The organism is Cyanobacterium sp. uoEpiScrs1, assembly GCF_947331815.1.
Classification (GTDB): domain Bacteria; phylum Cyanobacteriota; class Cyanobacteriia; order Cyanobacteriales; family Microcystaceae; genus Rippkaea.
The window spans coordinates 632,477-647,161 of sequence record NZ_OX373462.1 but is presented as its reverse complement, the minus strand read 5'-3'; the positions used below and the strand labels follow the sequence as shown (position 1 = coordinate 647,161).

Here is a 14,685-nt window from a genome sequence, read left to right as displayed (position 1 = left end):
AGCCAAGATTACAGAATATTGCTTAAATATTTGGTCAGTAATTGCATCGATATTATTCTAATTTCGTCCGAGTTGGTAAAATTTTTCAATATCTTTGATTAATTTATCCTAATCATTGGAGCTAGATGCTAGCAAGCTACAAATGGTTAATTTATAATGTAACCTTGACATTACTGATTATCTCACGTCTAGTCAATTTTGTAGAAAATAATTTGTTTTTCACAGTCAACGTACTATTGTCGTATTAATTTCAAAGCTATTTTTAAACTATTTTCTATATCTTTATTTAGTTTAGTAACAAAGAAAGTAGAATAATATTCTATATATTTTATTTGTAAATAAAATATTCTAGTTCTAATTCAATTAAAAAATTTTGGCAAAGAATACTTATTTAACAAATAACAATATAAAGATATAAATCATAAATAAGAATTTTTTGTTTTAATTCATCTAATGTTTATTAGACCATTATTCTATATACTGGATACGCTATAGTATGATAAGTTATCGAAACGCGGCGTTGTTAGATAGTTCCTGTAATAGTTTCCTAGTAAAAAGTTTTATAGATCTAATATCCTCTAAGTGTTTATCCCATAATATAGATAAAAAAGTGTTGAGTAGTAACAAAATTGTTAAAAAGTGATTTTAGCTTTTACCGGTTGCTCTTTTTTAAATGCGGAGGTTGACGGCGATGACGATACCAAGCGGCAACTCCTATTAATATTCCAGTTAATGTAAAACCACACAGTAGAGGTAAAGTATTACCTTGATTGAGAGACTTGAATCCTGCCCCTATCATAATAGGAGGTAAAATCCCTGGAATAGTTCCCAGAGTAGTTCCAATTAAGTAATCTCGAAATCTAATTGATGTTAATCCTGCCATAAGATTAACAATCCCATAGGGAATAATCGGTAGTAAGCGAATTGCAAACAAATAAAACAAGCCACCCTGACGAATTTCTGCATCCATGGCCTCCCATTTTCCAGCAAGTTTTCGCGTTATATATTGTCTTCCTAAAGTCCGGGTAAAAGTGAAAGATGAAATTGCTGCTAACATGGCTGCAATTGTTGTCCAAAAGACTCCCCAACCAATGCCAAATAATGCTCCACCACTTAAGTTAAGGGGCGTCGAAGGTAGAATCAGTAAGGTCGCTAAAATGTAAACTGCTACGTAGACAGTAGGAGCCCAAGCCCCCATTTCATTAAGCCAAACTTCTAATTTTTCAATATCAATTTCTCCAAGGAAAACTACCCCAATTCCAGTGATAGCTAGACAAAAAAATATCAGTAAGATCATTCCTTGTTTTCCTTTGTCCATTTACTCTTTCCCTCACGAGATTCAATCTATAAGGGTATCATACTCAATCCAGTTGCAAAACTTTACTTATTTTCTAAGTATTTAGTTTTTGACTAAATACTTAGAAAATAAAACCTGTATTAAGATCAACAACTCTTAAAAAGATATCAATAATTTAAACTGGGTATATATATACTGTAAATAAACTTGAAATACTATTAAAGTTAATAAAAAAATAACTGCTATATATAGACTAGTATTATAAGTTATATATTAATAAGTCTGCTAAGTTAGTAGCAAAAAACACTTTGTCATATTAAATTGTAATAGTGCATATAAATCTAAATGGTGAATATATGACAGATAAACCTAGTAAATAAACGTTTAATTAACTATATGTAATTATATAAAAATTAATATCTTGACTATATTTATATAATAATATATATTGCAAACAATATAGAGTCTTTTACGTGAGTATTGCTAGTCAATATTGACTAGCAATACTCACTATAGATAGAGTAAATAATTTAATCTGCGTAAAAATATTTAAAAATGATAATGTTTATAGATTAGCAACTCACTACAAATAAATTATCAATTAATAATTATCGATTTTTAAAAACTATGCCTAAAATTCAGTGGTATCCAGGTCATATTTCTAAAGCAGAAAGACAACTTAAAGAACAGTTGAATAAAGTTGATGTTATTCTTGAAGTTCTTGATGCGCGAATTCCCCTAGCATCTCATCATCCTCAGGTTCCTCAATGGATTGGAGAAAAACCTCGGATTCTTGTGCTTAATCGCGTGGATATGATACCAGAATTTGTACGTCAACAATGGACAACCTGGTTTGACAATCAAGGGGAAACGCCCTATTTTACCGACGCAAAACAGGGAAAAGGGGTCAAAGTACTCCATAAAGCTACTCGGACTGCAGGAGTAAGTATAAATCGAAGAAGACGTAGTCGCGGAATGCTACCTCGTCCAGTTCGAGCAGTTGTCATTGGACTGCCAAATGTGGGAAAATCTGCCTTGATTAATCGCCTTTTAGGACGTAAAATCGTCAAAAGTGCTAGACGTGTGGGGGTGACTCGTCAAATTCGTTGGGTTAAAATTTCTGATACTATTGAACTATTAGATGCGCCTGGTATCATACCAGGAAATTTAGAAAATCAGAAAGATGCGGTTAAATTAGCAATTTGTGAAGATATTGGAGAAGCAGCTTACGATAATCAATATGTAGCGGGTATGTTGGTTGATTTTCTAGTTGAATTAAATTTTGAAGAAATCTTGAGACTACGTTACAGTATTGACCCTCTAGATATAACGGGGGAGGAGTACGTTCGAGTTCTGGGTTATGAACGTTATCAAGGAGATGTTGAAAGAGCAAGTAGACAGTTATTAAATGATTTCCGCAAAGGACTTATGGGCAGTATTCCTTTAGAATTGCCATTAATAAATTAACTAATAATAATTTAATATTTTAAAGAAAACTTAATACAATGGTATTTGTAAAAATGGCAAGCTTTGACTATTGTTATTCTTGAAAAACTAAGTGATGTCCATTAATAAATGTTAATATACGTAGAAGTATATATCAACATTTATTAATAAAACTAACTATTCAATTTAGCCTGGTTACCAGCCAATTTGAATATATTAAGAGAAAAACTTGCGCGTAATAATGAAGTTAAAAATTCTAAAATCAGGTTAATTTTCTTGGTTTTACTTTTTAATATTTCTAACTAATTAATGAAAGGCAGAAACTATTAGTAAGTTATAAAGAATCACAAAAATAAATGAGAAATAGCCAGTCCTAAATTAGGAGTAACGGACAACTGAGTATCGGAATGATCTTGATTGTAAGTAAATTACATACACTTGAATATAATTTACTCAAATAGTAATAATTAACGAATTTATTTCTTATATAATATACATATGATATAATTAGACTAGAGAGCAATATTTAACCTCATTTTTTATTGTTAATTAGTTATAGGAATATAAAATACAGATAATAACGATTTATCCGCCCAAATAATTACTATTTACTAGATTTATAGTAGTCCATAAAAAGAAAGTTACCATTGTACAAATACAACTTACTTGTCTTATGCACAATAATTGATTTTTGTATATAGCCATAATTAATAAAAAAGTTTACTCACTTACGCTATAATTAGCTAGTAAGTGAGTAAACTTAAATAACCTTCTATGATTATTTTTTTACAATATTTATATTACAAGAGTTAGAAGATTAGCTAACTGATTATAGATATATATATATCTATATTTAAATAAAATTCGTAATTGATTAGTTTATTAAAATAACAATAGAAGAGGTAAAAATGATATATTCATTTTTTTAGGAAGTATATATACCAACATGATTATCTAATAGTTACTTATTTAGTTTTTTAAGAAAAAACTATAAAACTCAAAAGAAATTAGCAATAATACAAAGAAGTACAAAGAGATAAACTAATATCATATAAATATTAGTTTTGTAATCCTATCTACTATTTATAGCCTACTGTCTAGAATTAAATCTAGATTGTAGGATAATAAAACTTATTATCCTACAATAAGGGGACTTACTTAAGAAAACTAGTCAGTAAAAATCAAATTTTGTGATAGATATATAAATAATATTCAGGTAATTCAATGAATAGACTATGAGGAGAATTCTAAATAATATGTCAGAATCTCAAACATCCAAAAATATGATAATGAGAAAACCTCCTTGGGGAACTGTAACTGTTTTAGAAAAGGGGAATGGTTATTGTATTAATCGAATTGTAGTCCAACCTGGAGAACACATTAGCACTCAAATACACCATTATCGAAGTGAACATTGGATTATTGTTTCAGGGACTGCTAAGGTTATCTGTGATGGACAAGAAAAACTGCTCACGCAAAAAGAATCTACTTACGTTCCTATGAACGCTCGCCACCGTATAGAAAATCCAGGAGTAATTCCGTTAGTAATAATTGAAGTACAAAATGGGGCGTATTTAGAAGAAGACGATATTATTCGGTTTCCAGATTCTCCCAAATCTATAATATAGAATTACTTAGTAAAACATAAAGTTCATAAGCTACGGAATTATTTTGGTGATTAAACCATAATCAATATAAGTTAATTTTTTATATCAACATATAATTTGTTTAGCTAAATTTAATACTTAATGCCATGATATTGTACTATTTAAACTTGTTTTTTATATAAATACATAATTAAAACTAGAATTTAAAAAAGCACTATCAAGACTGCTTAACTAACAAATACTTAAATTTATTGATATATAATATTGTTCTATAACAGGGATTGTAGTTGAATTTTATCATAATTATTTAAATCTTAGGTTTTAAATTTATATTCACAAATATGCATTTTTATTTAAAAATAATTAGCTGCTTTAGAATAGATACATGTTCTAATATTTATTTAACAAAAAATAGAGGTGTTTTATTGTTATTTTCTGATAATTTTTATTTAGTTAACAAGCTAAGACAAATCTTAACATTGTTATATCATATTTATTTCAGAAAATATCAATTAAGCAAACTACTTATTTAAGAAAGTAAATAATTATTATATTAATTTAAAGTTTGTCATACGTATTCCTGAAATAATTAGTTGCTCAATTATCATTAAATCTTAGGTATTTCACTCAATAGACAACTCTTAATTAGGTTTGTATTAATAAAGTAATAGCCCAGCATTGATATTGATAATAATATTTAAATCCAAACAAATATTTCAAAGTCTAAATAAAGTGTATATATTTAACTTATTTTACTTAAAGTATTCTGTAATACATCCAAAATTTATAGTTATAACTAATAAGTTTGCTAAACAATTAAATGTTAAAAATTTTTGATGATAACATAGGTTGATGTTTTAACTCTAACATCTATGGATATAATAGCTAATTATCATGCATCATTTTATTAAAAGTTATTTTCCTAAAATTTTATCAGAGAACAATGTCTGCTGAACTATCATATTGGATACGCTTAGATAAATCTCTCTCAATTGAAGCAAAAAGTGGTTACACTGATCTTCAAGGGAATCAATATCGTTTTAGTGAATTTTTATGCCTTAATTTTGGTAAAATGCCTCCTTCAGGAACTACTGCTAGCGATCGTAGCCTATGGAAGAGTTTTGCAGTTAAATATGCCAAATATCCTCAATTGTCTCTCTCTCAACGCCAGAATTTGATAAGTAGGACTCGACAGTTTTTGCATAAGCTTAAACTTTCATTAGGAACTGTTTCCAAATCACCACCCTCCAAACCACTACGAACTGTGTCTGTAGTGCAAAAGCAAACTTATCCACGCAAAATAACTTTAGACCAATCTCTTAATACTTTAGTAGAAGTAGGCGATAAAAAAGGTGAATCGCTAAAAAGATTAGGATTATTTACTGTTAAAGATATATTGTTTTATTATCCTCGCGATCATATTGATTATACTCGTCAAGTAAATATTGCTCATCTTAGTCCCGGAGAAACAGTAACAATAGTAGGAAAGGTAAAAAGATGTAATTGTTTCACTAGCCCTAAGAATAAAAAATTAAATATTTTTGAGTTGATTGTACGAGATAATACCGGAGAAATTAAACTCAGTCGCTTTTTTGTAGGAACTCGTTTTACTAATCGTGGTTGGCAAGAAAAACAGAAACGACTTTACTCTTTAGGTTCAACGATTGCTGCTTCAGGATTAGTTAAGAAAAATAAGTACGGCATTACTTTAGATAACCCAGAAATCGAAGTTTTAGATAGTTTCAATTCAAATATAGAGTCATTAAAAATTGGACGTCTTTTACCAATATATTCTTTAAAAGAAGGTATTACTGCCGATTTAGTTAGACGAGTTATTATAATTTGTTTGGAAGCAATTAAACAAATTAAAGATCCCCTTCCTGTAGCAATAAGAAATCAATACGGATTAATCAAATTAAAAGAAGCGATTGCTAATATTCATTTCCCTCAAACTAGAGATCTTTTAAAAGATGCTAGAAAACGATTAATATTCGACGAATTTTTTTACTTACAACTAGGATTTTTACAACGTCGTCAAAAAGAACAAAAAACTAATAACAGTGCAATTTTTATTCCAACAGGAAAATTGATAGAAGAGTTTAATAAATTATTACCTTTTACTTTAACCAATGCGCAAAAACGAGTAATTAATGAAATTTTAAAGGATTTAAACTCATCAACTCCAATGAATCGCTTAGTACAAGGAGACGTAGGCTCAGGAAAGACAATCGTTGCCGTGTTCTCTATACTAGCCGCTATTCAGTCTGGTTATCAAGCTGCTTTGATGGCTCCTACAGAAGTATTAGCAAAACAACATTATCAAAAATTAGTATCCTGGTTTAATCTCTTATATTTACCTGTTGAATTGCTAACTGGTTCAACAAGAATAGCTAAAAGAAAAGAGATTTATAGTCAATTAGAAACTGGAGAGTTACCTTTATTAGTAGGAACTCATGCCCTTATTCAAGATAAGGTAAACTTCCAAAAATTGGGACTAGTAGTAATTGATGAACAGCACCGATTTGGTGTACATCAACGAGCTAAATTATTAGCTAAAAGTAAATCTCCTCATGTTTTAACTATGACTGCTACTCCTATTCCTCGAAGCTTGGCATTAACTTTACATGGAGATTTAGATGTTAGCCAAATTGATGAAGTACCTCCAGGAAGACAACCAGTTCAGACGACAGTATTAATTGGAGAAGGACGTACTAAGGCTTATGATCTAATCCAACGAGAAGTTGCCCAGGGAAGACAAGCTTATATTATTCTTTCTATGATTGAAGAATCAGACAGTTTGGATATTCGTGCCGCAGTAGAGGAATATAAAAAATTATCAACAACTGTCTTCTCTAAATTAAATATTGGATTGCTACATGGACGTATAAGTTCAGCAGAAAAAGATGAAATTTTAACTAATTTTCGAGATAATAAAAATCAAATTATTATTTCGACTACGGTAATTGAAGTAGGTGTTGATGTGCCCAACGCAACGGTAATGCTAATTGAAAATGCGGAACGGTTTGGACTATCTCAATTACATCAATTAAGAGGAAGAGTAGGACGAGGTTCCCATAAGTCCTATTGTTTATTAATGAGTAATAGTAAGACTCCTAATGTACGACAACGATTAAGTGTGTTGGAACAGTCTCAAGACGGTTTTTTTATCTCAGAAATGGATTTAAAATTTCGAGGACCAGGAACCGTTCTAGGAACTCGTCAATCAGGATTACCCGATTTTGCTTTGGCAAGTTTAGTTGAAGATCAAGAAATTTTGGGATTAGCTAGAACTGCCGCAGAAAAGATAATCATAGCCAATAGTTGTTTAGAAGGAATGCCCTTTTTGAAAAAAGAGTTAGAACAACGTTATCAAAAATTAATAGGAGTGGAAATTTTAACTTAATAATTATTATCTAAGACTTTTAAAAAAAATAATATATTTTTTTGTTTAAATTTAGTCAAAACTTGATCGAATAAATTATTTTTAGACAAAAGATAATCTCTCGCCTTGTGTTGTTAATAATAAGTCGCTCATTAATAAGCGATGTCATATTTATTTTAATCAGATACTGTATCTATTTTACCACTTAAAAATATTTAAAATTAAAACAATTTTTGATAATTAAAATTTTTAGGTATTTCCTGCTAAAATTCTAGTATTAATTCTTGTAAAAAATCCTACTTTTTTTAGTTAGTTATGTATTGTCTTAAGAGTTGAATAGTTAATTAAATAGCTATAAAATAAGCATATGACAATTTTATTAATTTACGATATATAGCTTTTGTTTTATATAAAAAATTATTAAACAATAACTTATTCAACTAACGATTAAAATATTAAATACTTACTATTTTGCTTAAGTTGCTGCAATATAATTAGAGCTTTACTGTTATTATATTGCCAATGTTTTTCGGTTATTATTTATATATTCAGTCGGAACAAATTTAATTAAATTCGACAGTGGCAGTGCTTCTTTTGAACTTAAATTATAATAGTGGAATATTTATTATAATGAGTTAATTGGTAAACTATTAAAGTAATTATCATATTAGATTTATTTATAAAATTTTAGTTCTCTTATGATTGTAAAAAAGAAAGAGTCATGTAATGATACTTTACTTTATATAACTTTTAAAAGCTAAAAACTATATAAGGTTACTATTTGTTAGTTAATCTTGTAATTAAATACTTTTTCATAAAATTTAAAATAGCATCCGCTAACCTAATTATCGAAACTAAGTTTATAGCAATAAAATCAGAAAAGACAATCTTAAAATATTTAGGTATTAACAATAGCAAATTTTATTTTGTTAATATTAAAATTTTACTTGTATGATAATTCATTAGTTACTATTAAGTATAGTATTAGTATATACTAGAACTAAAAATAACCAAAAAGATACTAACATAGTTGATTATTTATTCACAAAGTAATTAGTTTAGTGGTTATGAAGTCGATAACATACTTGCTATAATGTAAGTACAACTTTTACTAGAGTATTAATTTTAGTGACTTTATACAGTCATATTTTTTGTTGATTACGATAGCAACTCATAGACTATCTAGAATAATATTGTATAATTACAATGTTTAAGGTTTAACTAATAAATTATTAGTTAAAAATCAATGAAAAATATTCAATGTGCAGTTGCTTTAGGCAGTAATTTAGGAAATTCTTTCAATATCCTGGAAGAGACTATCCACATTTTTAGGCAATTATCAGAAGTATATCTCAAATCCTATTCTCATTGGTATGAAACTGTACCTATTGGACCACCTCAACCAAATTATTTAAATGGCTGTGCTATCCTGGAAACCTATTTAGCCCCCGATAAATTGTTAGAAATCTTATTCAAGATTGAACAACAATGGGGACGAGTGCATCGGGAAAGATGGGGTCCAAGAACCCTGGATTTAGATTTATTATTGTATGGAGATTTAATTCTAGAAACCGATATACTCACAGTTCCCCATCCCCATATGACAAGAAGGGGATTTGTCCTGGTTCCTCTAGCAGAAATTTCTCCTCATTGGGTACATCCTGTCAGTAAAAAAAAGATTATTCAGCTTCTTGACAAGGTAGACTGTTCTGGAGTTAATCTTTATCAGACAAACTAATTAATATGTCAACTTATGTCTGTCTTCAATAAATTTCCCATCTATCTACAGCAACGTTTATTTTACAGGGGGCGTAAATTCAATTTTGATGTTCATTCTCTACGTTTACATAATGGAATTGAAGGAGACTGGGAATGTATTCGTCATCCAGGAGGAGCACTAGCTGTTCCTATTACATCAAAAGGTAAATTGGTCCTAGTTAAACAGTACCGTTTTGCTGTAGGAAAACAACTATTAGAATTTCCCGCTGGAATTTTAGAACCAAAGGAAGAAGCATTAGCAACTATTAAACGAGAAATTCAAGAAGAAACGGGATATCGTGCTAATATTTGGCATTCGTTGGGAAAATTTCCTTTGGCTCCTGGTTATTCTGATGAGTATATTTATGTTTTTTTAGCACAGGATTTAGAAAAGTTAGAATGTCCTCCAGAACAGGACAAAGAGGAAGATATTGAAGTAGTTTTAATGACATTTTCAGAATTTGAAACAGCTATCCTAAAAGGAGAGTCTATTGATGCTAAATCTATTAGCAGTTTTTTTATGACAAGACTATTTCTGGAGAATATTAATGACTAATTTAATAATTTTTTGGCACCGTAAAGATTTACGAATAAATGATAATATAGGTTTGTCTAAAGCCTGTCAGCAAAGCCATAAAGTAGTTGGGTTATTTTGTTTTGATACTAATATCTTAGAATTAGATTATATTGCTTCTGTAAGGATAACCTATATGATAGGTTGTCTAAAAGAATTACAACAAAATTACCGAAAATTAGGTGGTGATTTACTGTTTATTCAAGGAACCCCTAGTCAAGCCATCCCTAACCTAGCTGAAAGTCTTCAAGCTAAATCAGTATTCTGGAATTGGGATGTTGAACCATATGGCAGAAAACGAGATAAACAAGTCATTGAAGCGTTAAAAGAAAAAGGAATTAAATCTCAAATTTATTGGGATCAACTGTTACATTCTCCTGAAGAAATAACAAATAACTCAGGATATCCTTATAAGGTTTATACTCCTTTCTTTAAAAAATTATTGCAACAAAAAAAATCTTCTATTCCTAATTCTCTAAATAAATTAGAAGGATTAACTGAAATAGAGTTAGAACAAGCTAAAAAGATGGGTACTATTGAGTTGCCATCGGCAATAGAACTAGGGTTTTATTGGACTAATCGTTTAGTTATATCCCCAGGAGAAATAGCGGCTAAAGAAAGATTAGAATATTTCTGTGATTCTTTAATTGATTCTTATCAAGAAGTTAGAAATTTTCCAGCTATTGAAGGAACTTCTCAGCTAAGTGCTGCTCTGAAATTCGGAGCAATTGGTATTAGAACTGTTTGGCAAGCAACAGTTAGTGTCTATGAGAATAGTCGTAGCGACGAAATGAGGAAAAGTATTGAAACCTGGCAAAAAGAGTTAGCTTGGAGAGAATTTTATCAACATTGCTTATACTTTTTTCCAGAATTGACAGAAAGACCTTATAGAAAAAAATTTAATGTATTTCCCTGGGACAATAATGAAGACGATTTTCAATCTTGGTGTGAAGGAAAAACAGGATATCCTATTGTAGATGCGGCAATGAGGCAGTTAAATGAAACAGGATGGATGCACAATCGTTGTAGAATGATTGTGGCCAGTTTTTTGACTAAAGACTTAATTATTAATTGGCAATGGGGAGAAAAATATTTTATGCAAAAATTAATTGATGGTGACTTGGCTTCTAATAATGGGGGATGGCAATGGAGTGCATCAAGTGGAATGGATCCTAGACCATTACGAATTTTTAATCCTGCAAGTCAAGCACAAAAATATGATCCTGACGGTGAATATATTCGTCAATGGCTACCTGAATTAAGCTTTCTTGATACGGAATGTCTAATAACAGGAAAAATTTCTCCTCTAGACTGTTATAGTTCTGGTTATCCTCAGCCAATTAAGAATCATGAAGAACGACAAAGAGAATTTAAACGACGATATAATAATATTAAGGATTTATAATTAAAATAACTGATTTAGGTAAGTTATTTTAATAGTCTATGACTATAATTTAAAACATAGGTCTATGGATAGGTTTTAGGATGAAATCAGTCTAAATCAACGAAAATCATCACAGAAAAAATAGCTTTAAAATCTATATAGCCAAAATTTTTTAAAATACACCTAATTGTAGGAAATAAATAACTTTGATTTATGTATGATTACGGAGCTATTAATTGATTTATCATAGGTAAAACATAAAGCTATAAAAGCTTAATAAAAAATATAAATACCTAAGTAAGATTAATTTTTTTAAACAAAAAATTAAGTACAATATCAATTGTATCGCTAACTAAATGGATATGCTAAGTTAAATTATAGCCATGTTAGCATAACAAAATTAGTATATTCATAGCCTAGAAGTAGATACAATAGAAAAGAAACTATATTGATTTTAAATATACCTAAATCAGTGAATTATCTATAGTATAAATATATATTTATATTGTGTCAATAATTGATACTTAATTTATTAAATTAGTTACAAAAGTTGGGAAATAAAAACAACAGGAAAACAGTATTTTTCTAAAAAAATAATCAGTATTACAATAAACCTAAAATAGTTAGTATTATTTATTTGCAAACAAAATTTGTGCTTTTTATCTGATTATCTGAATTTCAATTTAGATAAATATTAGAACAAGTATACGAAATAAAACATAAAAACAATATTAATTTAGCTAAATAGAATAGAGAATAAAAATATTTTTTATCTAGGTATCAATTCTGTAATTATTAACATATAATATTCATTAGATTAACTCAGTAAAGAATGATAATTATTAGTCAGAAAATATAATGGGTTTTTAACCCAGCTGTCTAGTTTTATTCAAAATTTTTGCATTTAATCTTATAAACCCTTAGCTTACTCTTGGTTTTGATTGGGCTGGGAATGACAGAAATTTTCTAGCACCTCAATTTCATGATGAACTTCATTAAACCATTTGTTAAAAATGTTACTTAACTTAGTATCTATGATCACTGAATTGACAAATTCTTGCCACTGAGAGTCGTTATTAGGTAGTATAAGTCCATACTTTTCACAATTTAAAGGTATTTTGGGCATTAAAATGTACTTTTTCCCTAGGTTTAATTCTTGTATAATAGCCTCACCAATTAACAGAACACTATCACTAGCAAAGGCATCAATCTTTTCTCCTTGCAAGGCTTGTATCCCTCGGGATATTCCTGTAATTCCCTGAAATTTTATAAAATTGGCCACTGGATACTTTGCTTGTACTAACCGTTGACTGTTCGTATTATTAAGAACTCCAATATTAATTTCTGCTAAACTATTTTTGTTATCAAACATACTATATTTCTTCTTGTTAATTAGTAGCTGAGTACCTGTTGAGAAAATTGGATTAGAAAACATAACATTTAATTGTTCTAAATCACGAATTATATTTGGTCCACACTCTAAATGAACGATTCCATGACTAACTAGTTCAAATCGATTAAATAAAGTTGATTTATATAAATGTGTTGAGATAATCTTTTTGTTTAACTTTTCTTTCAATATTTCTCTAAAAATATAGACAAAATCTAAACAAACTCCAGCGATATTATTATTGGAATCTCTATAACCGAAAGGAACTGTATCTTCCCTTATCCCAATTTTAAGTAACCCCGTACTAAAAATTTCGTTAAGAATAGATTGAGGTTGTGTTTTTACTGGTGTAGAAACAGATAGAAATAAGGTTAAAGTAAGTATAAATAGCAGACTTCTTGAATTCATTTTTTATTCGATAAGATATAATAACCAAAAAGTTTATTCTACCCAGGAATCTAAAATATCTTTAAATAGAACTTCGTCAATCCAAGTTTTAGCAACAACAGTTAGAGGAAGAGCTAATAATAATCCTAATAAGCCAAAAGATTGAGCAAAGAAAATTTGTGCCATTAAAGTAACAGCAGGTAATAAAGAAACCTGTTTAGCCATAATTATTGGTGTCAGCCAATAACTTTCAATATTCTGAATAATAAAGTACCAGAGTAAAATTGCCCAGATTTTCCAAGGCTCATCTAAAAGAGCAACCATAATAGGAAAAATAACGCTAGAAGCTGGTCCAATATTGGGAATAAAATTAAGTAGTCCAGCCAGTAATGCATGGACTAACACGAGCTTGACCTGTAAAACTAATAAACCTACTCCACTCAAAATACCAACAAATAAACAATTAATAGTAATACCCATTAACCAATTTCCTAAAGCAATTTCTGACAAAGTTAGAATTTTATCAACTCTATGGCGATAAAAAGATGGAGAAATTTTTAACAAAATTTTTCTATATGCTTGAGGATTAATTGCTATCATAACTGTTAATACTAACACAAAAAATAATTGAAATATAGCTGATACTGAGTTAGAAAAAAAGGCAAAAAAGTTACTGAATATTTTAGAAAATAAGGGTTGTAATTGTTCAATAAAATTCACCAACGAAGAAGGAGAAAAAAGTGAATTCAGCTTAAATTGTTTATGTTCTAATGACATTAAAATATCTCGAATTTTTTCCCAAACTATAGGGCTTAATTCTATAAACTTATAAAACTGTCCAATAAAAGGTGGAACAATTAATAAGAAAAATAAGGTAGTCAATAAAGAAATTACTAAAAGAATAATTACAACAGCTATATTTCGTTCTATAGTTATTTGCCTAATATGGAATTGACTTAACCATTTAACCAGTCGATTAAGAACAGTAGCAAATACAACTGCTGTAAATACTAACAATAAAAGCTGACGAATTTCCCAGAGAATATAACCGGAAATTACTAAGCTAGATAGTCCAAGCCATTGACCAAGTTTCACAAGTTTATTATACTAAGTTATCTGCATTATTGGTTATTTTAACTATAAAGTTAAAACATAATTTTATCAACACTAAAATTTTATATAGAATAAAATTTTAGTGTTGATAATGTGGCATTTTTATTGTTATAAATTATTTATTTGTTGTAAGTTATATTTATGATGAGTAGATCTAAATTAGAATTTATAATAAGGATTAAAAAAAACGAATATATTTTTAGTCTTTTTAATAAAGAAAAAACAATTGCAGTATTTTTTTAAGTCCGGCATCTTATGCTATAACAAAAATTAGTTCAGAGAGCATAAAATATAAAAAAGTATCATTGTCAGCAAGCTATTGTCTATCTAACTAAAATTATTAGTTT

9 protein-coding genes are annotated in these 14,685 nt (G+C 29.0%); 6 read left to right on the top strand and 3 right to left on the bottom strand.

The window, feature by feature from the left end; genetic code table 11:
• Positions 1-652: 652 nt before the first annotated feature.
• Positions 653-1,318 (bottom strand): TVP38/TMEM64 family protein, encoded by a 666-nt coding sequence (locus OXU93_RS02285; RefSeq protein WP_267384237.1) that lies wholly within the window; start codon positions 1,316-1,318, stop codon positions 653-655.
• A 606-nt stretch (positions 1,319-1,924) separates the two neighbouring features.
• Here OXU93_RS02285 and ylqF point away from each other — a divergent pair.
• From ylqF to OXU93_RS02255, 6 genes are all read left to right on the top strand, one after another.
• A complete protein-coding gene (gene ylqF / locus OXU93_RS02280) occupies positions 1,925-2,764 on the top strand; it encodes a ribosome biogenesis GTPase YlqF (protein ID WP_267384235.1) in 840 nt (279 codons plus the stop codon).
• A 1,235-nt stretch (positions 2,765-3,999) separates the two neighbouring features.
• Positions 4,000-4,371 (top strand): phosphomannose isomerase type II C-terminal cupin domain, encoded by a 372-nt coding sequence (locus OXU93_RS02275; protein ID WP_267384233.1) that lies wholly within the window; start codon positions 4,000-4,002, stop codon positions 4,369-4,371.
• A 922-nt stretch (positions 4,372-5,293) separates the two neighbouring features.
• Positions 5,294-7,753, top strand: coding sequence for an ATP-dependent DNA helicase RecG (gene recG, locus OXU93_RS02270; protein ID WP_267384232.1), 2,460 nt, complete (start codon positions 5,294-5,296; stop codon positions 7,751-7,753).
• Positions 7,754-8,978: 1,225 nt separating this feature from the next.
• Positions 8,979-9,470 carry a 2-amino-4-hydroxy-6-hydroxymethyldihydropteridine diphosphokinase gene (folK, locus tag OXU93_RS02265; protein ID WP_267384230.1) on the top strand — a complete coding sequence of 164 codons (492 nt, stop codon included), beginning with the start codon at positions 8,979-8,981 and terminating at the stop codon, positions 9,468-9,470.
• A 15-nt stretch (positions 9,471-9,485) separates the two neighbouring features.
• Complete coding sequence (locus OXU93_RS02260) at positions 9,486-10,046, top strand: NUDIX hydrolase (protein WP_267384228.1); 561 nt, start codon at positions 9,486-9,488, stop codon at positions 10,044-10,046.
• A complete protein-coding gene (locus tag OXU93_RS02255) occupies positions 10,039-11,469 on the top strand; it encodes an FAD-binding domain-containing protein (RefSeq protein WP_267384227.1) in 1,431 nt (476 codons plus the stop codon). The genes OXU93_RS02260 and OXU93_RS02255 overlap by 8 nt, the downstream gene beginning before the upstream one ends.
• A 904-nt stretch (positions 11,470-12,373) precedes the next feature.
• Here the strand turns inward: OXU93_RS02255 and OXU93_RS02250 are convergent.
• Entirely contained in the window at positions 12,374-13,246 is an 873-nt protein-coding gene (locus OXU93_RS02250; protein WP_267384226.1) for a transporter substrate-binding domain-containing protein, read from the bottom strand.
• A 33-nt stretch (positions 13,247-13,279) separates the two neighbouring features.
• The gene (locus OXU93_RS02245) at positions 13,280-14,320 is read right to left on the bottom strand and encodes an AI-2E family transporter (protein ID WP_267384225.1); all 1,041 of its coding nucleotides are present in this window, start codon (positions 14,318-14,320) and stop codon (positions 13,280-13,282) included.
• Positions 14,321-14,685 lie beyond the last annotated feature (365 nt).